Annotated in this window: 19 protein-coding genes; 6 read left to right on the top strand and 13 right to left on the bottom strand. The window is 66.6% G+C overall.

The genetic code is table 11. From position 1 onward, the window contains the following. The 5 genes from tal to pgl are packed head-to-tail and all read left to right on the top strand — an operon-like array spanning position 1 to position 6,046. A complete protein-coding gene (gene tal, locus G3T37_RS02155; RefSeq protein WP_163471831.1) occupies positions 1 to 1,116 on the top strand; it encodes a transaldolase in 1,116 nt (371 codons plus the stop codon). Then, positions 1,113 to 2,711 carry a glucose-6-phosphate isomerase gene (locus tag G3T37_RS02160; RefSeq protein ID WP_163471832.1) on the top strand — a complete coding sequence of 533 codons (1,599 nt, stop codon included), beginning with the start codon at positions 1,113 to 1,115 and terminating at the stop codon, positions 2,709 to 2,711. Before tal ends, G3T37_RS02160 begins: the two co-directional genes overlap by 4 nt. Positions 2,712 to 2,736: 25 nt before the next feature. After that, the gene (gene zwf, locus G3T37_RS02165; protein WP_163471833.1) at positions 2,737 to 4,278 is read left to right on the top strand and encodes a glucose-6-phosphate dehydrogenase; all 1,542 of its coding nucleotides are present in this window, start codon (positions 2,737 to 2,739) and stop codon (positions 4,276 to 4,278) included. Then, positions 4,275 to 5,258 carry a glucose-6-phosphate dehydrogenase assembly protein OpcA gene (locus G3T37_RS02170; RefSeq protein WP_163471834.1) on the top strand — a complete coding sequence of 328 codons (984 nt, stop codon included), beginning with the start codon at positions 4,275 to 4,277 and terminating at the stop codon, positions 5,256 to 5,258. The genes zwf and G3T37_RS02170 overlap by 4 nt, the downstream gene beginning before the upstream one ends. Further along, the gene (gene pgl / locus G3T37_RS02175; protein WP_163471835.1) at positions 5,255 to 6,046 is read left to right on the top strand and encodes a 6-phosphogluconolactonase; all 792 of its coding nucleotides are present in this window, start codon (positions 5,255 to 5,257) and stop codon (positions 6,044 to 6,046) included. The genes G3T37_RS02170 and pgl overlap by 4 nt, the downstream gene beginning before the upstream one ends. 12 nt (positions 6,047 to 6,058) lie before the next feature. On the opposite strand, the gene G3T37_RS02180 is transcribed toward pgl, so the two are convergent. From G3T37_RS02180 to G3T37_RS02190, 3 genes are all read right to left on the bottom strand, one after another. Then, on the bottom strand, positions 6,059 to 6,913 hold the full coding sequence (locus tag G3T37_RS02180) for a carbohydrate ABC transporter permease (RefSeq protein ID WP_174247717.1): 855 nt from the start codon (positions 6,911 to 6,913) through the stop codon (positions 6,059 to 6,061). Then, positions 6,910 to 7,776, bottom strand: a complete 867-nt coding sequence (locus G3T37_RS02185) for a carbohydrate ABC transporter permease (protein ID WP_163471836.1) — start codon at positions 7,774 to 7,776, stop codon at positions 6,910 to 6,912. Before G3T37_RS02185 ends, G3T37_RS02180 begins: the two co-directional genes overlap by 4 nt. Before the next feature lie 95 nt (positions 7,777 to 7,871). Beyond that, entirely contained in the window at positions 7,872 to 9,305 is a 1,434-nt protein-coding gene (locus G3T37_RS02190) for an extracellular solute-binding protein (protein WP_163471837.1), read from the bottom strand. 202 nt (positions 9,306 to 9,507) lie between these two features. Between G3T37_RS02190 and G3T37_RS02195 the strand changes: the two genes are divergently transcribed. Beyond that, positions 9,508 to 10,461, top strand: a complete 954-nt coding sequence (locus tag G3T37_RS02195) for an AraC family transcriptional regulator (RefSeq protein ID WP_163471838.1) — start codon at positions 9,508 to 9,510, stop codon at positions 10,459 to 10,461. Here G3T37_RS02195 and G3T37_RS02200 read toward each other — a convergent pair. The 10 genes from G3T37_RS02200 to uvrA form a co-directional block, all read right to left on the bottom strand. Next, positions 10,451 to 10,813: an RNA polymerase-binding protein RbpA gene (locus G3T37_RS02200; protein WP_163471839.1), complete on the bottom strand. Its 363-nt coding sequence runs from the start codon at positions 10,811 to 10,813 to the stop codon at positions 10,451 to 10,453. The genes G3T37_RS02195 and G3T37_RS02200 overlap by 11 nt on opposite strands. 25 nt (positions 10,814 to 10,838) lie before the next feature. Further along, positions 10,839 to 11,087, bottom strand: coding sequence for a preprotein translocase subunit SecG (gene secG / locus G3T37_RS02205; RefSeq protein WP_163471840.1), 249 nt, complete (start codon positions 11,085 to 11,087; stop codon positions 10,839 to 10,841). A gap of 107 nt (positions 11,088 to 11,194) precedes the next feature. Then, positions 11,195 to 11,995 (bottom strand): triose-phosphate isomerase, encoded by an 801-nt coding sequence (tpiA, locus tag G3T37_RS02210; protein ID WP_163471841.1) that lies wholly within the window; start codon positions 11,993 to 11,995, stop codon positions 11,195 to 11,197. Next, positions 11,983 to 13,200, bottom strand: coding sequence for a phosphoglycerate kinase (locus tag G3T37_RS02215; RefSeq protein ID WP_163471842.1), 1,218 nt, complete (start codon positions 13,198 to 13,200; stop codon positions 11,983 to 11,985). The genes tpiA and G3T37_RS02215 overlap by 13 nt, the downstream gene beginning before the upstream one ends. A gap of 11 nt (positions 13,201 to 13,211) precedes the next feature. Further along, positions 13,212 to 14,219, bottom strand: a complete 1,008-nt coding sequence (gene gap, locus G3T37_RS02220; RefSeq protein WP_163471843.1) for a type I glyceraldehyde-3-phosphate dehydrogenase — start codon at positions 14,217 to 14,219, stop codon at positions 13,212 to 13,214. Positions 14,220 to 14,308: 89 nt separating this feature from the next. Further along, positions 14,309 to 14,935, bottom strand: a complete 627-nt coding sequence (locus G3T37_RS02225) for a superoxide dismutase (protein ID WP_163471844.1) — start codon at positions 14,933 to 14,935, stop codon at positions 14,309 to 14,311. A gap of 165 nt (positions 14,936 to 15,100) precedes the next feature. Next, on the bottom strand, positions 15,101 to 16,081 hold the full coding sequence (gene whiA / locus G3T37_RS02230) for a DNA-binding protein WhiA (RefSeq protein WP_163471845.1): 981 nt from the start codon (positions 16,079 to 16,081) through the stop codon (positions 15,101 to 15,103). A 43-nt stretch (positions 16,082 to 16,124) separates the two neighbouring features. Beyond that, positions 16,125 to 17,000, bottom strand: coding sequence for an RNase adapter RapZ (gene rapZ, locus G3T37_RS02235; protein WP_163471846.1), 876 nt, complete (start codon positions 16,998 to 17,000; stop codon positions 16,125 to 16,127). A 97-nt stretch (positions 17,001 to 17,097) separates the two neighbouring features. Further along, positions 17,098 to 19,014 (bottom strand): excinuclease ABC subunit UvrC, encoded by a 1,917-nt coding sequence (gene uvrC, locus G3T37_RS02240; protein ID WP_163471847.1) that lies wholly within the window; start codon positions 19,012 to 19,014, stop codon positions 17,098 to 17,100. A gap of 6 nt (positions 19,015 to 19,020) precedes the next feature. Then, a complete protein-coding gene (gene uvrA / locus G3T37_RS02245) occupies positions 19,021 to 21,891 on the bottom strand; it encodes an excinuclease ABC subunit UvrA (RefSeq protein ID WP_163471848.1) in 2,871 nt (956 codons plus the stop codon). Positions 21,892 to 21,893: the final 2 nt, after the last annotated feature.

Genomic DNA, 21,893 nt, shown 5'->3' on the forward strand with positions numbered 1-21,893 from the left:
ATGACCAACACCACCTCCCCCACTGCAGAGCTCTCCGCCGTCGGCGTCAGCATCTGGCTCGACGACCTCTCGCGCGAGCGAATCAACTCGGGCGGGCTGCAGAAGCTGATCGCCGAGCGCAACGTCGTCGGCGTCACCACGAACCCCACGATCTTCGCCGCCGCCCTCGCAAAGGGCGAGGCCTACGACGCACAGGTCTCCGAGCTCGCGAAGGCGGGCACGAACGTCTCCGACGCGGTGTTCGAGATCACGACCGACGATGTCGCGGCGGCCTCCGACATCTTCCGGCCCGTCTTCGATGCGACCGGTGGATTCGACGGGCGCGTCTCGATCGAGGTCGAGCCTGGACTCGCCCATGATGCAGCGGGCACCTTCGCCGAGGCGAAGCGGCTCTGGGCCAAGGTCGACCGTCCCAACGCGATGATCAAGATCCCGGCCACCATCGAGGGCCTCGAGGCGATCGCGGACACCATCGCGGCGGGCATCTCCGTCAACGTCACGCTCATCTTCAGCCTCGAGCGTCACCGCCAGGTCATCAACGCCTACCTCACGGGACTCGAGCGGGCGAAGGCCGCGGGCATCGACCTGTCGACCATCCACTCGGTCGCTTCCTTCTTCGTCTCGCGTGTCGACACCGAGATCGACAAGCGTCTGGACGCGATCGGCACCGATGCGGCGAAGGCGCTCAAGAGCAAGGCGGGCGTCGCGAACGCCCAGCTGGCGTATCAGCTCTTCGACGAGGAGTTCTCGAGCGAGCGCGCCAAGACGCTCCTCGATGCGGGTGCGAACAAGCAGCGACCGCTGTGGGCCTCGACCGGTGTCAAGGACCCGAGCCTCCCGGACACGCTGTACGTCACCCAGCTCGCCGTCGCGGACGTCGTGAACACGATGCCCGAGAAGACGCTCGAGGCGACCTTCGACCACGGCATCATCGAGGGCGACCAGGTCACCGGTAGCTACGCTGCGGCCGGTGCTGTCCTCGACGCCGTGGCGGAGCAGGGAATCTCCTACGCCGAGGTCACGGCCCTGCTCGAGAAGGAGGGCGTCGAGAAGTTCATCGTCTCCTGGAACGAACTGCTCGACACCGTCAGCGCCGCGCTGGAGGCGGCGAAGTGAGCGTGAAGATCGCCGTCACCGGTGCCGCGAAAGAGGCCGTCGACCGCGTCGTGCCGCAGCTCGTCGCCGATCTGGTCGCCAGCCGCATCACCGACCTCGACGAGACCCTTTGGGGGCCCGACGCGGAGTCGGAGGCGGCGAAGCGACTCGGCTGGACGCAGTCCGTGGCCATTTCGCGCCCCCTCATCCCTGAGATCACGGCGCTGCGCGACGCGCTGCACGCCGACGGTGTCAACCACATCGTGCTGGGCGGCATGGGCGGATCATCCCTCGCACCGGAGGTCATCACCCGCACCTACGGGGTCGAGCTGACCGTGCTCGATTCGACGGATCCCGGGCAGGTCCTGTCTGCCCTGCACGACCGACTCGAGACCACCGCCGTCGTCATCTCCTCGAAGTCGGGCGGAACGGTCGAGACCGACAGCCAGAAGCGCGTGTACGAGAAGGCCTTCCGGGAGGCGGGCATCGATCCCACCACGCGGATCGTCGTCGTGACCGACCCGGGCTCCCCGCTCGACGTGTCGGCCCGAGCGGACGGCTACCGCGTGTTCAACGCGGACCCCAATGTCGGCGGTCGGTTCTCTGCGCTCACGGCCTTCGGGCTCGTGCCCTCGGGGCTGGCGGGCGTCGACATCGACGCTCTCCTCCGTGAGGCGGAGGTCGAAGAACTCGCCCTCGCTCAGGACTCGCTCGACAACCCGGGCCTCGTGCTCGGTGCCGCGATCTCCGCGACCGTTCCGCTGAAGGACAAGCTCGGCATCGTGGCCGACGGCACGCACATCGTGGGATTCGCGGACTGGGCTGAGCAGCTCATCGCCGAGTCCACGGGCAAGCTCGGCAAGGGCATCCTGCCGGTCGTTCTCGGCCTGTCGGCGCCCGAGCTCACGGAGGGCCTCGCCGATGTGCAGATCATCCGACTCGTCGGTGACTGGAACGCGACACGCGACGTCGCCGAGGGCGAGATCGAGATCACCGGCACGCTCGGTGGGCAGATGATCACCTGGGAGTACGCGATTGCGGTCGCGGGACGAATCCTCGGGATCAACCCCTTCGACCAGCCGGACGTCGAGTCGGCCAAGGTTGCCACTCGGGCCCTGCTCGACGAGCGCCCCGCGCCCACCGCTCCCGCTCTCACCGCGGACGGCATCGAGGTTCGAGGGACTGCCGGCCTTCTGGACGGCGTGAGCGACCTTGCGGGCGCAGTGGATGCTCTGCTGGCGCAGCTCGGACCAGACGGCTACCTCGCCGTGCAGGCCTACGTCGACCGACTCGCGCACCCGCAGCTCGCGGAGCTTCGCGACGTGCTCGCCGCGAAGTCCGGGCGCCCGGTGACCTTCGGGTGGGGACCTCGGTTCCTTCACTCCACCGGTCAGTATCACAAGGGCGGCCCCAAGACCGGCGTCTTCCTTCAGATCACCGAGGCGGCGTCGACCGACCTCGAGATTCCCGAGCGCCCCTTCACCTTCGGAGAGCTCATCCAGTCCCAGGCTGCCGGCGACGCGAGCGTGCTCGCAGCGCTCGGACGGCCGGTGCTCACCTTCACGATGACCGACCCCGCCACCGGCGTGAACGTCATCGCGGGCGCCGTCCGCTAGCCGCACCCTCAAGCGAAGGAACTGCATGTCCCCCGTGGAGATCACTCCCACGTTCAATCCTCTGCGTCTGCCGACGGATCGTCGCCTCAACCGCATTGCCGGCCCGAGCGCGCTCATCATCTTCGGCGTCACCGGGGACCTCGCCCGTAAGAAGCTCATGCCGGCGGTCTACGACCTCGCGAACCGCGGGCTCCTCCCCCCGGGATTCGCGCTCGTGGGCTTCGCGCGCCGTGATTGGGTCGACCAGGACTTCGCCAAGGTCGTGCACGACGCGGTCGCGCAATACGCCCGCACTCCGTTCGACGAGGACGTGTGGAAGCAGCTCGCGGAGGGCATCCGCTTCGTCCAGGGCGAGTTCGACGACGACAAGGCGTTCGAGGAGCTGAAGCACACGCTCGCAGAGCTCGACAAGACGCGCGGAACGATGGGCAACCACGCGTTCTACCTGTCGATCCCGCCGAAGTCGTTCCCGCAGGTCACCGAGCAACTGCGTCGATCCGGTCTCGCCGACCAGAAGGGCGACGAGTGGCGTCGCGTGGTCATCGAGAAACCATTCGGGAGTGACCTGAAGACCGCCCGCGAACTCAATGCGGTCGTCGAGTCGGTCTTCCCGCCGGACAGCGTGTTCCGGATCGACCACTATCTCGGCAAAGAGACGGTGCAGAACATTCTGGCGCTGCGGTTCGCGAATGAGATGTACGAGCCGATCTGGAACGCCAACTATGTCGACCACGTGCAGATCACCATGGCCGAAGACATCGGAGTGGGGGGTCGCGCCGGGTATTACGACGGCATCGGCGCCGCACGCGATGTGATCCAGAACCACCTTCTGCAGCTCCTCGCTCTCACGGCGATGGAGGAGCCGGTGTCCTTCGATGCGGCCGATCTGCGCGCAGAGAAGGAAAAGGTGCTGTCGGCGGTCCGCCTCCCGAAGGATCTCGCGACCGCGACCGCCCGAGGCCAGTACTCGAGCGGCTGGCAGGGCGGCGAGAAGGTGATCGGCTTCCTCGACGAAGACGGGATGAACCCGCAGTCGTTGACCGAGACCTACGCCGCGATCAAGCTCGAGATCGGCACGCGTCGCTGGGCGGGAGTGCCCTTCTACCTTCGCGCGGGCAAACGACTGGGCCGTCGAGTCACCGAGATCGCCGTCGTGTTCAAGCGCGCACCGCAGTACCTGTTCGCCGAGAGCCAGACGGGCACCTTGGGGCAGAACGCCCTGGTCATCCGGGTCCAGCCCGACGAGGGGGTGACCCTGCGTTTCGGCTCGAAGGTTCCGGGTGCGGGCATGCAGGTGCGCGACGTGACGATGGATTTCGGCTATGGTCACGCCTTCACGGAGGCGAGCCCCGAGGCGTACGAGCGACTCATCCTCGACGTGCTGCTCGGCGATCCGCCCCTCTTCCCGCGACACGAGGAGGTCGAGCTCAGCTGGAAGATCCTCGACCCGATCGAGGAGTTCTGGGAGACCCAGGGCCAGCCCGAGCAGTACCGCCCCGGCACCTGGGGCCCCACGTCCGCCGATGATCTACTGGCCCGCGATGGCCGAACCTGGAGGCGACCATGATCGTCGATCTGCCTAACACCACGACGAGCACCATTTCGAAGACGCTCGTCAAGATTCGCGAAGAGGGCGGCGCCGTCGCGCTCGGTCGAGTCCTCACCCTGATCATCTCGACTCGCCTGGGCGAGGAAGAGGAGGCCATCGAGGCGGCGAACGACGCGTCACGTGAGCACCCGATGCGCGTCATCGTCGTCTCGACGAGCGGTGACGAGAACAACCACAACGACTCTCGTCTGGACGCTCAGATCCGCGTCGGAGGCGACGCGGGTGCGAGCGAGGTCATTGTCGTGCGTGCCTACGGCGACACCGCGAGCGACAAGGAAGGCCTGGTCACGGGGCTGTTGTTGCCCGACGCCCCCGTTGTCGCGTGGTGGCCGGGCGATGGGCCGAAGATCGCGTCCCAGTCCGCGATCGGTCGGATCGCGCAGCGGCGGATCACGGATGCCGCCGCGGCGTCGAATCCCCTCTCCGCTCTGTCCCACCTCACCGATACCTATGCACCGGGTGACACCGATTTCGCCTGGACTCGCCTCACCCTGTGGCGTGCGCAGCTCGCGGCGGTGCTCGATCAACCACCGTTCGAGTCGATCACCGGCGTCGAGGTCCACGGCGCGGCCGACTCCCCGTCGACCGTGCTCCTGGCCGCCTGGCTCCAGCTGCAGCTCGAGGTGCCCGTGGTGCTCCAGGTCACGAGTCCCTCGACGGGGTCCAGCGGAATTCAGGGCGTGCGCCTGCACCGTGCCTCGGGGGTGATCGAGTTGGAGCGATCGATTCCCAACATCGCGACCCTGACGCAACCGGGTCAGCCGACGCATGACATCTCTCTCCCGCGGCGTAATCTGCGCGACTGTCTTGCCGAGGAGTTGCGCCGCCTCGACCCCGACGACCTGTTCGGCGATGTGATCCGTCGCGGCCTCGGTCAACTCGCAAAACCTGAGGCGAAGCGGGGTGCGGGCGCCGGCGCGACTAAAGTAGCGTCATGACCGCTGATCGCCGGGTGCTCGTTCATCCTGACAAGGCTTCGTTGGCGGCCTCCATCGCCGCGCGATTTCTCACCAAGATCGTCGACATCATCGACGAGAAAGGTGAGGCGAGCGTTGTTCTGACCGGTGGCACGATGGGACAGGCGACGCTCGAGGCGATTCGCGAGTCACCTGCTCGCGACAGCGTCGACTGGAGCAAGGTGAGCTTCTGGTGGGGCGACGAGCGCTGGGTCGAGTCGTCGAGCGATGACCGCAATGACAAGCAGGCTCGCGAGGCTCTGCTCGACCACATTGCCATCGATCCGTCTCGGGTCCATCCCTTTCCCTCGACCGATTCGGGACTCGAGTTGGACGAGGCGTCCGCCGCCTACGCGGCGGAGCTCGCCGAACACGCGCCCGAGGGCGCGGCCTGGCCCGAGTTCGACATCACCTTCCTGGGCGTGGGACCGGACGGCCACATCGCGTCCCTGTTCCCCGAGCGTGGCGGCATCCGCGAGGCCGAGAAGCCGGTCATCTCGGTGCGCAACTCGCCCAAACCCCCGCCGGAGAGACTCAGTCTCACGCTTCCGGTCATCAACTCGTCGCTGCGCATCTGGCTCGTTCTCGCCGGTGCCGATAAGGCGTCCGCCCTGGGGCTCACGCTCGCCGACGCGAGCGTCAATGAGGTTCCCGCTGCGGGTGTTCGCGGGCGCCGTCGAACCCTGTTCTTCGTCGACAAGGAAGCGGCGGCGGAGGTTCCCGAGAATCTCACGACCCCGGGTCTGTTCTGGACCGGGGACGACGCGTAGCCCCATCCGCCGTCACTCCCCCGTCACGGCCCCGAGCGAAAGCCCGGTCACGAGGTGTCGGCGCACGGTGAGTCCGAGCACCATCATCGGGATCACCGTGACGAGCCCGATGGCGCACAGTTGACCCCAGTCGACTCCTGTCTGGGTGATGAGGGATCCGGCAGACATCGGCAGCGTCTGCGACGCGGGCCCGGAGAACGCGACAGCGAAGGCGTAGTCGTTCCACGAGAAGACGGTGCAGAGCACCGCGGTCGCGACGACGCCGGGCACGGCGCACGGGAGCACGACTCTGCGAAACGCCTGCAGCGGTGTGCAGCCATCCATCTGCGCGGCCTCGCGCAGCGACGCGGGCACCTCCGCGAAGAAGGCGTTCATCAGCCAGATCGCAAAGGGCAAGTTGAAGGTCAGGTAGGCGAGCATGAGGCCCGCGATGCTGTCGATGAGTCCGACGCTGCGGAAGAGCACGAAGAGCGGCACGATGACCGCCGCTATCGGGGCCATCCTCGTCGAGATGATCCAGAAGGAGAGCTGCGCTTTGGCCCGACTTCGCCAGATGGAGAGAGCGTACCCAGCCATGCAGCCCAGGACGACCGCGATCGCGGTCGAGCCGAGGGAGGCGACGACGCTGTTCCGGATGTACGGCAGGATCGAGCTATCGCCAGTGAACAGCGCCTGGAAGTTGACGAGTGTCGGCGTGAAGTCGAGAGTGGGCAGCGCGGTCAGGATCGCGCTACGGGGCTTCATCGAGGTGATGAGCATCCACACCAAGGGCACTGTCACCGCGAGCAGCGTCGCGGCGGTCAGCGCCATGAGCACAGCTCGCCCGGGCGCGGTGCGGGGGGCGAGCGGAGAATGCGCGCGACTCATCGATCCCGCTCCCTTTTGCTGAGAAGACGCACGAACAGGTTGGCGATGATCGTGGAGAACGCGATCATCGTGATGCCGATCACCGACGCTTGTCCGATGAGAGTGGTCACACCGTCGAGCGAGGTCGCCTGCACCTTCTGCTGAAGCTGCTGCGAGATCATCCACGTCGAACTCGCCGGCCCGCCGCCGGTCGTGATCTGCACGATGTCGAAGTAGCGAATGGCGTCCATCGACCGCACCAGAAGTGCGACCAACAGAATCGGTGCGATCGAGGGCAGGACCACCGAGGTGATCGTTCGGGTGAAGCCAGCGCCGTCGAGGCTTGCCGCCTCGAGAACGGAGGGGTTGATCGAGGTCAGCCCCGCGAGGATGATGAGCGCGATGAGCGGCGTCCACTCCCACGCGTCCAACGCGGCGATGGCGACCATCGAGGTCTCCCGCTGGCCCAGGAGACCGTGGTTGGGAGCGAGCAGGCCGACACTTCGGAGGAGCCAGCTGTAGAGCCCGATCGTGGGATCCAGGAGGAAGTTGCCGAGGAGCCCGACCGTGATCGGGGCGAGGAACATGGGAAGCAGCGTGATCGAGAACACGATCGTGCGGCTCCGACGAAGGGCGTTCAGGATGAGAGCGACTCCGAATCCGAGCGCCATCTCCGAGCCCACGGCGAGCACGAAGAACTCCAGGGTGCGCAGCCAGGAGGCCCAGGTGGCCGGGTCGCCGAAGACCGTCGTCCAGTTCTCCAGACCCGCCGGAGTGAGCGTCACGCCGCCCAGAAGCCTCACGTGGGAGAAGCTCATGACGATGAGGCTCACGAACGGGATGACCGAGACCGCGGCGAGTACGAGGATGGCGGGTGCGAGCATCCGCAGTTCGAAAGCTGGACGACGCCGACGCACCGTCGGGCGCACCGCTGGAGCGGGTGGGCCTTGCTGCGCGTCGGCGACGGGGATGACCGCCGTCACTTCGCGTTGATCGTGTCGAACTGCTGAGCGATCGACGCCATGGTGGCCGCGGGCGTCGCGCTTCCCGTGATCATCTTCGACAACTCGGTGAACACGGCCGTGTTGAGCTGATTCCACGTCGCGACCTTGGGGCGGAGCCCGATGAAGTCGGGCTCCCAGGCCTTGAGAACGACGTCGGTCGTCACCATGTTCGGCATCGTCGACGGCCATTTCTCCTGAGCCTTCACCTCCGGAAGCGCGTAGACCGAACGACGGGTGGGTGTCCCGCCGCCGACGGTCGACCGAAGGGTCATGAGCTGGGTCGCCGGTGCCGTCGCCCAGTTGACGAAGAGCCAGGCCGCACCGAACTCCTTCTCCTTCGCGTTGGCGTTGATGCCGATTCCGGTGCCGCCCCAGAGGTTTGCCGACCGCGCTGGACCGGTCGGCAGGAGGGAATAGCCGACCTTGCCCGGGAACTTCTCCTCTGCCGATGCGGCGTATTCATGCCAATTGGGCGCCATCGCCACCTGTCCGGCGGCGAATGCCTGGCCCAGGCCATCCCAATCCCACCCTACAGAGCCAGGGTGGGCGATGCCGAGAAGCTTCTGGTAGAAGGTGGCCGCTTTCACCGCGGCATCGTCGGTCAGAGTGCTCTTCCCGGGATCCTTCGACCCGAGCGGGCCGAGGTCGGTGCCGCCGAAGTAGTCCCCGCCATACGCCCACAGCACATTGGAGAAGTCGCACTGCAGCGAATCGTATTGCTTGGCTTGGTGTCCGGTGCCATAGGCCACATCCGATTTCGCGTTGCGATTGAACCAGTCGGCGATCTGGTAGTACTGCTCCCACGTGATCTTCTCGGAGGGCGTGGGGTCGAAGCCGAGAGCGGCGGTCATCCGCGTGTGATATTTCTCGAACAGGTCTTTCCGGTAGAACCAGATCATGGTGGGGCAGTCGTACGGCAGGGCGTACAGCTTGTCTTTGGAGAGGAACCGTCCCGCCGCATCGAGGGCGAGGAAGTCGTCGAGGCCTCCCTCCACCTTCGGATACCCGGAGGAGGAGATGAGCGGAGTGAGATCGGCCAGGCCCGCGCTGAGCGGCGACATGACCTGATAGGGATCCGCGTAGATCACGTGGTACTGAGACGAGCCGCTGGAGAGGTCGAGCTTGACCTTCTGAACGAGATCTCCGAGTTGCATCTGGCTGATGTTGACCTTGATGCCCGTCAGGTCGGTGAATGGCTTGCTGTTGGCCGCAATGGCCGCCGAGGGCGCCGTGTTCTCCGAGATGAAGTTGATCTCGGTGCCGGCGAATTGCTTCCAGCTGCCATTACCCTTCGGGATGTTGCCCGTACCAGCAGCGCTGCAACTGGCGAGGGCGAGGGAGGCGGCACCGAGACCCGCGAACTGCAGCAGCTGGCGCCGATTGAGCTGGAATTGAACGTCATTGGTCATCGCAGGTGTGTGCCTTCCATGGGGAGGTGACGACACCGCTACGACGACTCTGCCGCGGCGGTGTCGGCCCGGGAGGGGGAGCCCGGTCCGCCCACGACGTTATTCACAGAGACGTGCTCGAGAAAGGCAATAGTCAGTCGCGTTCTGATACTTTCGTGACCGACGTGCCGATCCCCCGCGACTGGAAGGATTCTGACGCTCAATGACGATCGACTTCGCCGGTTCCACCGTTGGCCCGCCCGAGAGCGCTGCCGTGCACGAAATCATCCCCTTCGACCCGGGCTGCACGGGGCGATGGCATCAGCATGACGCTCCCAGCATTTATGCGCGGTGGAATGTGCATCCCGAGTACGAGGTGCATCTCGTCCGGGGCACGGCGGGCAGCTTCGTCGTCGGCGATCACGTCGGTGAGTTCGAGACGGGACAGCTCGTGCTGGTGGGCCCCGGCGTGCCGCACGTGTGGATCGACCACTCCCCGCGCCCGACGCGGCATCGCGACACGGTCCTGCAGCTCCGACCCGAGTGGGTCGACGCCTGCGGGGAGCTCATCCCCGGTATGACCCCGCTCGCTGCGCTACGCCCCAGGGCGCAGGCGGGAATCGAATATCTCGGGGCCACAGCGCAGCGCGGGCGTCGAGCGCTTCTGCGCATCGGCACCGCGACGGGCACCGAGCGTGCTGCGCATATCTTCGCGCTGCTGGGGATCCTCGTGGAGGCACCGCCCGCCGACCAGCGTCAGTTCACGATCGACGGGGCCGATGCTGCGCGAACGGGGGACTCCCGCACGGAACTCATGACGACGATTCTCGACGACGCCCTCATGGGAGAACTCAGGCTGTCGGCAGCCGCACGTCTCGCGGAGACGTCCCCCGCGCAGCTGTCACGCTCCTTCGCGCGCGCAGCGGGCCGAACCTTCACCGACGCGGTGCGCAGCGCGAAGCTCGCGCGGGCATGCGTGCTCCTCGAGCAGACGGACCTCCCGATCGCGCGGATCGCCCTCGAAGCCGGCTACACGAACCTGTCGAACTTCAACCGGCAGTTTCGTGCGCGCATCGGGTGCACGCCCCGCGCGTACCGTGCTCAGCTGAACGAACAGGGCCCGGCGACCGCGCGGACCATCGGCGAGACCAGCGCCGCTGAGGAGTCTACTGGCTGACGCGCCCTCGACGGGTCCGCAGCTGTTCCAGCGCTTCTTCGAGAAGCTGTGCGGCCTCCTCCTCGGTGCGACGCTCCTTCACGTAGGCGAGGTGCGTCTTGTAGGGCTCGAGCTTTGCGACGGACGGCGGGTTGTTCTTGTCCCGACCGGCCGGAAGGCCCGTCGACGGCGAGTCGATGATGTCGGGGATCTCCTCTTCGGGGAGATTCGCCGCGAAGTTTCGCACCGTCTCGTTGCCGTGCTCGTCCCAGTACGACACCTGGATCCGCTCGGCGTGGTAGCCGCGGTCCTGCTCGCCCATGGGGCCGGCGCCGACCCGCGAACCACGAATTGCACTACCGCCTGAGGCCACGTCCTGCTCCTTCTGAGTTGGGGTGCTAGTTCGCCGAGAACTTGGTGATGAGACCGAGGATGATGATGCTGGCGATCCAGACAACACCCAGAATAACCGTGATCCGGTTCAGGTTGCGCTCAGCGACGCCCGAGGCACCGAGGTTGGACGTCACTCCCCCGCCGAACATGTCGGAGAGCCCACCACCGCGACCGCGATGAAGCAGAATGAGGAGCGTGAGCAGGAGGCTCGTGAGCCCGAGGATCACCTGCAGGACGACCTGGAGAATTTGCACGGAATACCTTTCGAGCGGTTCGTAACCGCTATGAAGTATAGCCGTGGTCGCAGCCGCCCCGCCTCGTTACGAGGCGAGACGGGGCGGCGACCACGAGCCGATGGCGGTCAGACGCCGACGTGCTTGCTGAATTGCGCGATACTTGCGAACTCCGCGATGTCCAGGCTGGCGCCGCCGACGAGCGCGCCGTCGACATTCGGCTCGCGCAGGAAGCCGGCGATATTGCCCGACTTCACCGATCCGCCGTAGAGGATGCGCGTCGCCTGGGCGACGTCCTCACCGAGCAACTCGGTCAGCACGGCACGCAGTTCTGCGGCGACCTGTTCGGCCTGTTGCGGCGTTGCCGCCTGTCCGGACCCGATCGCCCAGACCGGTTCATAGGCGACGACGATTTCGGTGATCGCCTCGTTGCCCGCCAGCGCGTCGCGCAACTGCTGGACGGGGACGGCACTCGGGCCGTGCTTCTCGAGGTCGTCCGCGGTCTCCCCGACGCAGAGCACGGGGACAATTCCGTGACGCATCGCCGCGGCCACCTTGGCGGCGAGGACCGCATCGGTCTCACCGTGGTACTGGCGTCGTTCCGAGTGCCCGATGATGACGTACGGCACGTCGAGCGCTTTGAGGAACGCACCCGAGATCTCGCCCGTGTAGGCGCCGCTGTCGTACTGCGAGAGATCCTGTGCGCCGAAGCCCAGTTCGAGCTTGTCGGCCGAGATGAGAGTCTGCACCGACCGCAGGTCGGTGAAGGGCGGGAAGACCGCGACCTCGGTCGTCGCGAAGTCGTGCTTCGCATCCTTCAGGCTCCAGGCGAGCTTCTGCACGAACGCGATCGCCTGGAGATGATCGAGGTTCATCTTCCAGTTCCCCGCGATGAAAGGAATGCGCCCGGTTTTCTTCACGCTTGCCATCCGAGAACCTCCAGTCCAGGGAGACGCTTGCCCTCGAGGAATTCGAGGCTCGCGCCGCCACCCGTCGAAATGTGACCGAACTGGTCATCGCGGAATCCGAGTGCGCGAACCGCCGCAGCCGAGTCTCCGCCACCGACCACGCCGAGCCCGCTCACCGTGGTGAGTGCAGCCGCGACCGCCTTGGTGCCCGCCGCGAAGGGCGCGAGTTCGAACACGCCCATCGGGCCGTTCCAGAAGACGGTCTTCGACGCGGAGATCACGGAGGCGAAGGCCGCCCCCGTTTCCGGTCCGACGTCGAGCCCGAGACCGGAGGCGCCGAAGGGCGAATCCTCGATCGCGTCCGCGGGCACGATCGCGGTCTCGGCATCAGCGCCGAACTTCGACGCCACGACGATGTCGGTGGGGAGGACGATCTTCACGCCGAGCTGCTCCGCCTGAGCGAGATAGCCCTTCACGTTCTCGACCTGGTCCTGCTCCAGCAGGCTCGCGCCCACTCGGTGACCGAGCGCCACGAGGAAGGTGAACAGCATTCCCCCGCCGACGAGCAGCGTGTCCACCTTCGGCAGCAGAGCGCCGATGACGTCGAGCTTGTCGGAGACCTTCGAGCCACCGAGAACGACGGTGTATGGATGCTCCGGGGTCCTGGTGAGGCGCTCGAGCACCCCGAGCTCCTGCTCGATGAGAAGTCCGCCCGCGCTCGGGAGGGCCGTCGCGAGTTCGAACACGCTCGCCTGCTCGCGGTGGACCACGCCGAAGCCGTCGGACACGAAGGCGTCACCGAAGCGGGCGAGTTTGGCCGCGAACGCAGCCCGGGTGGGGGCATCCTTCGCGGTCTCCGCTGAATTGAACCGGAGGTTCTCGAGCAGCGCCACTTCGCCGTCGGCGAGGCCGCTGACGGCCTCCTCGGCCGCCGTGCCGACCGTGTCGCTCGCGAAGGTCACGGGCTTGGCGAGCAACTCGCAGAGCCGCTTCGCCACGGGCGCGAGACTGTATTTCGCATCCGGTTCGCCGTCGGGACGACCGAGGTGCGAGATGACGACGACACGGGCGCCCGCCTGGATGAGCAGGTTGAGCGTGGGCAGGGACGCGCGAATCCGACCGTCGTCTGTGATCTGACCGTCCTTCAACGGAACGTTCAGATCACAGCGGACGATCACGCGCTTGCCGGCGAGGTCTCCCAGCGAGGAGATCGTGCGAAGCGACACGGTCGGGCCGTCTACAGGCGGTCGGCGACGTACTCGGTGATGTCAACGAGGCGGTTGGAGTAGCCCCACTCGTTGTCGTACCACGACGCGACCTTGACCTGGTCGCCGATCACTTTGGTGAGGCCGGCGTCGAAGATCGACGAGTGCGGGTCGCCCTGGATGTCGCTCGAGACGATCTCGTCCTCGGTGTACTTGAGGATTCCCTTCAGGGGGCCATCGGCGGCGGCCTTGTACGCCGCATTGATCTGCTCGACGGTGACCGACGCCGACGTGGTGAGCGTCAGGTCGGTGATCGAACCGGTGATCACCGGCACGCGCAAGGCGTAGCCGTCCAGCTTGCCCACGAGCTCGGGGATGACCAGTCCGAGCGCCTTCGCGGCGCCCGTGGACGTGGGGATGATGTTGGCTGCGGCCGCGCGGGCACGACGCAGGTCGCTGTGTGGACCGTCCTGCAGGTTCTGGTCGGCGGTGTAGGCGTGGACCGTGGTCATGAGGCCACGCTCGATGCCGAAGTTGTCCATGAACACCTTGGCGAGCGGGGCGAGGCAGTTCGTGGTGCAGGACGCATTGGAGATGATGTCGTGCGTCGACGGGTCGTAGGTTCCCTCGTTCACGCCGAGCACCAGGGTGGCGACGTCGTCGCCGGTCGCGGGCGCGGAGACGATGACCTTCTTCGCTCCGGCGGTGATGTGCTTGCGGGCATCCGCCGACTTCGTGAAGCGACCGGTCGACTCGATGACGACCTCGACGCCGAGCTCGCCCCAGGGCAGGAGAGACGGGTCGCGCTCGGCGAGAACCTTGATCGCCTTGCCGTTCACCACGATCGAGTCACCATCGACCTCGACGGTCGCGTCGAGACGACCGCCGACGGTGTCGTACTTGAGGAGGTGGGCGAGGGCCGCGGGGCTGTCGAGGTCGTTGACCGCGACGATCTCGAGCTCGCTGCCCTTGGCGAGGGCTGCACGGAAGTAGTTGCGACCAATCCGGCCGAAGCCGTTGATCCCGATCTTGACGCTCAAAAGTACTCCAGGTGATCTGGCGCCGGACCGGCGCACGAGTGGTGGGTTTGGAGGGGTGGCCGGGGCGACACGCCCCGGCCACGACACCGCTATGACAGTAGCAGCAGGCCGCTCGCGTTCGCGCTCGCGGCGGCGAACCGGGCCGACACGTCAGCCCAGTTGACGATGTTCCAGAACGCCTTCACGTAGTCGGCCTTCACGTTCACGTAGTCGAGGTAGAAGGCGTGCTCCCACATGTCCAGCTGCAGGATCGGCACGGTGCCCAGGGCGGTGTTGCCCTGCTGGTCGAACAACTGCTGGATGATGAGCTGCTTGCCCACCGGGTCCCAGGACAGGACAGCCCAGCCGGAGCCCTGCAGGCTCGTCGCCGCCGCCGAGAAGTGGCCGACGAAGGCGTCGAAGGAGCCGAAGAACTCGTCGATGGCCGAGGCCAGCTCGCCGGTGGGCTTGTCGCCGCCATCCGGAGACAGGTTCTTCCAGAAGATCGAGTGGTTGATGTGACCGCCGAGGTGGAACGCGAGGTCCTTCTCGAGCTTGGGAACATTCGCGAAGTCACCCGATCCGCGGGCTTCCGCCAGTTTGGCGAGCGCGGTGTTCGCCCCGGCGACGTAGACCGCGTGATGCTTGTCGTGGTGGAGCTCCATGATGCGACCGCTGATGTGCGGCTCAAGGGCCGCGTAGTCGTAAGGGAGTTCGGGAAGGGTGTACTCAGCCATCGATTTTCTCCTAGCAATCAGGCCCCGCGCAGCGCGAATTCGTCGAGACGGGGAGACGTTTCCAGTCTACTGACTCGAACCCGGCCACTCCTCGGATGCTTCCCCTGCTGGGCGACCAATCACGAGGCTGATCGCGGTGCCTACGGCACGAATCGAAGGCTGGACTCAGTCCTCGTCGATGTCCGGCGGGACGTTGGCTTCCGTTCCCGGGATGCCGAGGTCGCTGGCCCGCTTGTCGGCCATCGCCAGGAGCCGGCGGATGCGGCCGGCGACCGCGTCCTTCGTCATGGGTGGGTCGGCGTGGTGCCCCAGCTCGTCCAGGCTCGCGTCGCGGAAGTTCAAACGGAGGGCCCCGGCGTAGCGCAGGTGCTCGGGCACGTCGGCACCCAGGATCTCGAGCGCGCGCTCGACGCGGAGGCACGCCGCCACGGCGGCCTGGGCCGAGCGGCGCAGATTCGCGTCGTCGAAGTTGACCAGTCGATTCGCCGTCGCGCGCACCTCGCGACGCTGACGCATGTCCTCCCACGCCGACACGCTCGTCGTCGCGCCCATCAGGGTGAGCATCGCGCTGATCGCCTCGCCGTCGCGGATGACCACGCGATGCACACCGCGCACCTCACGCGCCTTCGTCGGAATGCGCAGGCGTCCTGCCGCGCCGACCAGCGCCATCGCCGCCTCATTGCCCGGGCACGTGATCTCGAGCGCGGCAGAGCGCCCGGGATCGGTGAGCGTGCCCCGGGCGAGGAACGCCCCGCGCCAGACGGCGGCGAGCTCCTCGCGCGAGCCCGTCGTGAGGCGGTTGGGGAGCCCGCGGATGGGCCTGCGCCGGGCATCCAACAGCCCCGTCTGGCGGGCGAGGGTCTCTCCCCCGTCGAGCACGCGAACGAGGTAGTGAGTCGCCTGACGCGATCCCGACGCGGAGACCATGGTGCCCTCGCTGCGCACGCCGTACAGCTCTGCCAGGTCTTTTCGCACACGGCGCGCCAGGGCCGCCGTGTCGAGCTCGGCCTCGACGGCGATGCGGTTCGAGATGAGGTGCAGGCCACCGGCGAACCGCAGGATGGTCGCGAGCTCCGCCGCGCGCACCGTGGTCTTCGAGACCTCGATCGCTGCGAGTTCATCCTTGACGTCGGCGGTGAGGGGCACAGGCGAATCCTTTACTGTCGAAACCTCCCCGGGGAGGCGGGTGCTACTCGCGACCGAGGTCGCGGTGCTTGATGTTGATCGCTACACCGGGCAATTGCCGCAGCAGCGTCGCGAGGGACTCGACGACGGCGACGGAACGATGTTTACCACCGGTGCAGCCAATGGCGATCGTAGCGTGTCTCTTGTTCTCGCGCTGATACCCCGCGATCGCCGGGGCGAGCGCTAGAGCGTAGTTGTCGATGAATTCGCGCGCTCCCTCGGCCGTCAAGACGTACTCCGCGACCGCGGGATCGAGGCCCGTCTTCGACTTGAGCGCCGGGATCCAGAAGGGATTGGGGAGGAAGCGCATGTCGGCGACCATATCGGCGTCGGCGGGGAGACCGTACTTGAACCCGAAGCTCATCAGGGTGACCTGGACACCGGGCGCGTCGACCTCGGCGAAACGCTGCGCGATGACCGTGGCCAGCTGGTGGATGTTCAGCTCGGAGGTATCGATGACGATGTCGCTGCTCTCGCGCAGCTCCGCGGTGAGACGGCGCTCTGCCGCGATACCGTCGAGGATCGTGCCGTCCTCCTGCAGCGGGTGGGGTCGTCGCACCTGCTCGAACCGCCGCACCAGGGTCGCGTCCGTCGCATCGAGGAAGACGACACGGATGGTCGCGTCGTCGCGGAGCGTCTTGATCGCCTCCTGCACGTCGGCGTACACCTTGCCGCCGCGCACATCGACGACCGCGGCGATGCGCGGAAAGGCATCGCCGGCGTGTTCGCCGAGGTCGACGAGGGGTCGCAGCATCTGCGGTGGGAGGTTGTCGACCACGTACCAGCCCAGGTCTTCGAGGGCGTTGCCGACGGTCGATCGACCCGCGCCCGACATGCCCGTGATGATGAGCAGTGCCGGGCGTTCGTTCTCCGCGGTCATTGTGCCTCAGGCCTTCGATCGTCGCGTGACTTCGTGAGCACAGTTTACCGAGGCGGGGGCGTGACCGGTGGCCGGTCATCCCGCAACGGGGGCGTGGTCACTCGCGGAGTCGACGGTGGATCTGGGCCGCGAGCGTGGGACCGATGCCCCTGACCTCCGCAATGGCCTCCACCTCGGCCGCGCGCAGCCGCGTGACCGATCCGAAGTGTCGCAGCAGCTCGCGCACTCTCGTCGGGCCGAGTCCGGGGATCTCGGCGAGCGACGAGGTGATGTCTTTCGACCGCCGCTGCCGCTGGTAGGTGATGGCGAATCGGTGCGCTTCGTCGCGGATGCGCTGGATCATGAACAGCGCGTCGCTGTTGCGAGGCAGGATGACGGGGTAGTCGCTGTCCGGCAGCCACAGCTCCTCGAGCCGCTTGGCGATGCCGCAGAGCGCGATGCCCGTCACGCCCGAGTCGTCGAGGGCGCGCTTCGCGGCGGCCACCTGGGGTTGGCCCCCATCGACGATGAGGAGGTTGGGGCGGTAGGCGAAACGACGCCGGGGCGGGGCGACGGCCGAATCGTCCGCCGCGTCCGCGCCGAGATCGGCGGTCTCGAGCTGGCTCGCCGCCGCGTCCGCGTCTCGCGCGTCGTCGGCATCGAGATGGGCGAGCCGGCGCATCAGCGTCTGGTAGATCGACTCGGTGTCGTCGGTGGAGTCGGGGATGCTGAAGCGGCGGTACTGGTCTTTGCGCGGCAGGCCGTCCTCGAAGACCACCATGGAGGCCACGATGTTCGTGCCGCCGAGGTGGGAGGCGTCGTAACACTCCATCCGCAGGGGTGCATCGGGCATTCCGAGGGCCTCCTGCAGGTCGGCGAGTGCCTGCGAGCGGGCGACGAAGTCCCCGCTCCGCCGGGTCTTGTACAGCACGAGCGCGTTCTTGGCGTTCGTCGCGACAGTGAGGGCGAGCGTGGCCTTCTCCCCGCGCTGTGCGGTCTTCAGAGAGACCTTCTTGCCACGCACCCCGGCGAGCCATCTCTCCAGCTCGGCGGAGTCCTCGGGGAGGACGGGCACCACGATCTCGCGCGGCGGCACCAGGTCATCCTCGTACGCGTTGTGGACGACGGTCTCGACCAGTTCGCCGAGTTCGAGGTCGAGTTCCATGTCGACGACCCAGCTGCGCACACCGCGGATCCGCCCGCCGCGCACGATGAACTGCTGCACCGCGGCGGCGAGTTCGTCGTGCGCGATGCCGAAGAAGTCGGTGTCGACGTCGTCGGCCAGCATCACCGCGTTCTTCGACAGGGCGGTCTCCATCGCCGCGAGCTGATCCCGATAGCGGGCGGCGGACTCGAAGTCGAGTTCCGCGGATGCGGCCCGCATCTTCTTCGTGAGCTCGCCCACGAACCGCGAGTCGTTGCCGGCCATGAAGGAGGCGAAGTCGAGCGCGATCGCCTTGTGATCCTCCTTGCTGATGCGCCCCACGCACGGCGCGGCGCACTTGCCGATGTCTCCCAACAGACACGGCCTGCCCGTCTGCTCGGCGCGCGCGTAGGTGGCGTCGGTGCAACTGCGCATGGGGAAGGGCTTGAGCAACTGGTCTACGGTCTCGCGGATCGCCCACACCTTCGTGTACGGCCCGAAATAGCGGGCGCCGGCGAGCTTGCGGTTGCGCGTGACGAGCACGCGTGGGACGGCGTCCTGGAGGGTGATCGCGAGGTACGGATAGGACTTGTCGTCTTTGAACTGCACGTTGAAGGGCGGGTCGAACTCCTTGATCCAGGTGAACTCCAGCTGCAGCGCCTCGAACTCGTTGGAGACGACCGTCCACTCGACCGAGGCGGCGCTCAGCACCATCCGCCGCGTGCGCTCGTGCAGGCTCCTCAGCGGCTGGAAGTAGTTGCTCAGGCGGGCACGGAGATTCTTCGCCTTGCCGACGTAGAGCACCCGCTGCGAGGAATCGCGAAAGCGGTACACCCCCGGTGAGGTGGGGATCTCCCCCGCCTTCGGACGCCAGCTGACGGTCTCGGCCACGGTGCGCTACTTCGTCGACGCGAGGATCTCGCGAAGGAACAACCCGGTGTGGCTCTTCTTGACGCGGGCGATGTCTTCTGGCGTGCCCGTTCCGAGCACCTGTCCACCGCCCGCACCGCCCTCGGGGCCGAGGTCGATGATCCAGTCGGCGCTCTTGATGACGTCGAGGTTGTGCTCGATGACGATGACGGTGTTGCCCTTGTCGACGAGACCGTTCAGAACGAGGAGCAGCTTGCGAACATCCTCGAAGTGGAGTCCCGTGGTGGGTTCGTCGAGAACGTAGACGCTGCGCCCCGTGGATCGTCGCTGCAACTCGGTCGCCAGCTTCACGCGCTGGGCCTCGCCGCCGGAGAGCGTGGTCGCGCTCTGCCCCAGGCGCACATAGCCCAGACCGACTTCGACCAGGGTCTTCAGGTAGCGATGGATGGCCGTGATCGCCTCGAAGAATTCGGCGGCCTCGGCGATCGGCATGTCGAGCACCTCGGCGATGTTCTTGCCCTTGTAGTGCACCCCGAGGGTGTCGCGGTTGTAGCGCGCTCCCCCGCACACCTCGCAGGCGACGTACACGTCGGGCAGGAAGTTCATCTCGATCTTGATCGTGCCATCGCCGGAGCAGTTCTCGCAGCGGCCGCCCTTGACGTTGAAGCTGAACCGGCCGGGCAGGTAGCCGCGCGCCTTTGCCTCGGCGGTCTCGGAGAAGAGCGTGCGGATGCGGTCGAACACGCCCGTGTAGGTGGCCGGGTTCGATCGCGGTGTGCGACCGATGGGCGCCTGATCGACGTGAACGACCTTGTCGAGCTGGTCGAGGCCCGTGACGCGAGTGTGGCGCCCCGGGATCTGGCGCGCCCCATTCAGCTCGTTGGCGAGCACCTTGTACAGGATGTCGTTGATGAGGGACGACTTTCCCGACCCGCTGACACCGGTGACCGCGGTGAATACGCCCAGCGGGAAGCTCACGTCGACGTTACGAAGATTGTTCGCGCGGGCGCCCTCGACCGTGATCTCGCGAGCGGGGTCGATCGCGCGGCGCGCCTTGGGTGCCTCGATGACCATACGGCCCGACAGGTAGTCGCCCGTGAGCGAGTCGGTGTTGGCCAGCAGGTCGGCGTACGAACCGGAGTGAACGACCTCGCCGCCGAGGACGCCGGCACCGGGGCCGATGTCGACGACCCAGTCGGCCGTGCGGATCGTGTCTTCGTCGTGCTCGACGACGATGAGCGTGTTGCCGAGGTTCTTGAGCTTGACGAGGGTCTCGATGAGCCGACGGTTGTCGCGCTGATGGAGGCCGATGCTGGGCTCGTCGAGAACGTACAGAACGCCGGTGAGGCCCGAGCCGATCTGGGTCGCGAGTCGGATGCGTTGTGCCTCGCCGCCGCTCAGAGTCGCCGCAGCACGAGCGAGATCGAGGTAGGAGAGGCCGACCTCGATGAGGAACTCGAGGCGCAGCCGGATCTCGCGCAGTACCTGCGCGGCGATTCGCGCCTCGCGCGGCGTGAGCTCGAGGGCATCCATGAATTCGTGTGAGCGCTGCAGGCTCATTTCGCAGACGTCGGAGATGCTCAGCTCGTTGACGGTCACCGCGAGCACTTCGGGCTTGAGGCGCTTGCCCGCGCAGACCGGGCAGGGGGTCTCGCGCAGGTAACTCGCGAATCGCTGCCGGGTCCAGTCGGAGTCAGCCTCGAGGTTCTTGCGTTCGATATAGGGAATGACGCCCTCGAACCCGGTGGAATACTTCATCTCGCGGCCGTAGCGGTTGCGCCACTTCACCGTGACCTCGAAGTTGTTGCCGTTCAAGATGGCGCCCTGGACCTGCTCGGGCAGCTCGCCCCAGGGGGTGTCGAGGTCGAAATCGAGATCGCGGGCCAGACCCTCGAGAAGGCGTTCGAAGTAGTTGAAGACGCCCTTGCCGGAGTTGGCCCACGGCAGGATCGCGCCCTCGCGGATGGTCACGCTCGCGTCGGCGATCAGGAGATCGGCATCCACGGTCATCCGCGTGCCGAGTCCAGAGCACTCCGGGCATGCTCCGAACGGAGCGTTGAAGGAGAAAGTGCGGGGCTCGATCTCGGTGAGTTGGAGAGGATGCCCGTTGGGACAGGACAGCTTCTCGGAGAAGTTGCGCCACGCCCGGTCACCCGTCTCATCGACGAAATTCACCGAGACGAGACCGTCGGTCAAGCGGAGCGCCGTCTCGAGTGAATCGGTGAGTCGGGTGAGGATGTCGTCGGCGGCGACGAGCCGGTCGACGACGACGGAGATGTCGTGCTTGTACTGCTTCTTGAGGGTGGGGGGCTCGTTGAGCTGAATCTGTTCGCCGTCCACGATGGCGCGGGAGTAGCCGCTCGCGGCAAGCTCGCGGAAGAGGTCGACGAACTCCCCCTTCTTCTGGGAGATCACAGGGCTGACGATCTGATAGCGGGTTCCCGCCTCCAGCGTCATGAGCTGGTCGGCGATCTGCTGGACGGTCTGGCGCTCGATCTTCTCGCCGCACACGGGGCAGTGCGGCACGCCGATTCGGGCCCACAGCAGCCGCATGTAGTCGTAGATCTCGGTGATGGTACCGACGGTGGAGCGAGGGTTGCGGTTGGTCGACTTCTGGTCGATCGAGACGGCGGGGCTCAGACCCTCGATGAAATCGACGTCGGGTCGGTCGACCTGGCCGAGGAACTGGCGCGCATAGGCCGAGAGCGACTCCACGTACCGCCTCTGCCCCTCGGCGAAGATGGTGTCGAACGCGAGGGATGACTTTCCCGAACCGGAGAGCCCCGTGAACACGACGAGCGAGTCGCGCGGAATTTCGAGGTCGATGTCTTTCAGATTATGGACGCGCGCGCCCCGGACACTGAGCTTCGAAGAGCCCTCTACTCGTGAAATAGCCACTC

The sequence above is a fragment of the Galbitalea soli genome, assembly GCF_010686725.1.
In the GTDB taxonomy this organism is placed as follows: Bacteria; Actinomycetota; Actinomycetes; order Actinomycetales; family Microbacteriaceae; genus Galbitalea; species Galbitalea soli.

Bases quoted from the DNA above. Each gene is read 5' to 3' on its own strand.
- tal (WP_163471831.1), top strand. From the start codon at position 1: ATGACCAACACCACCTCCCCCACTGCAGAGCTCTCCGCCGTCGGCGTC.
- zwf (WP_163471833.1), top strand. From the start codon at position 2,737: ATGTCCCCCGTGGAGATCACTCCCACGTTCAATCCTCTGCGTCTGCCG.
- G3T37_RS02170 (WP_163471834.1), top strand. From the start codon at position 4,275: ATGATCGTCGATCTGCCTAACACCACGACGAGCACCATTTCGAAGACG.
- pgl (WP_163471835.1), top strand. From the start codon at position 5,255: ATGACCGCTGATCGCCGGGTGCTCGTTCATCCTGACAAGGCTTCGTTG.
- G3T37_RS02180 (WP_174247717.1), bottom strand. From the start codon at position 6,913: ATGAGTCGCGCGCATTCTCCGCTCGCCCCCCGCACCGCGCCCGGGCGA.
- G3T37_RS02185 (WP_163471836.1), bottom strand. From the start codon at position 7,776: ATGCTCGCACCCGCCATCCTCGTACTCGCCGCGGTCTCGGTCATCCCG.
- G3T37_RS02190 (WP_163471837.1), bottom strand. From the start codon at position 9,305: ATGACCAATGACGTTCAATTCCAGCTCAATCGGCGCCAGCTGCTGCAG.
- G3T37_RS02195 (WP_163471838.1), top strand. From the start codon at position 9,508: ATGACGATCGACTTCGCCGGTTCCACCGTTGGCCCGCCCGAGAGCGCT.
- tpiA (WP_163471841.1), bottom strand. From the start codon at position 11,995: ATGGCAAGCGTGAAGAAAACCGGGCGCATTCCTTTCATCGCGGGGAAC.
- G3T37_RS02225 (WP_163471844.1), bottom strand. From the start codon at position 14,935: ATGGCTGAGTACACCCTTCCCGAACTCCCTTACGACTACGCGGCCCTT.
- rapZ (WP_163471846.1), bottom strand. From the start codon at position 17,000: ATGACCGCGGAGAACGAACGCCCGGCACTGCTCATCATCACGGGCATG.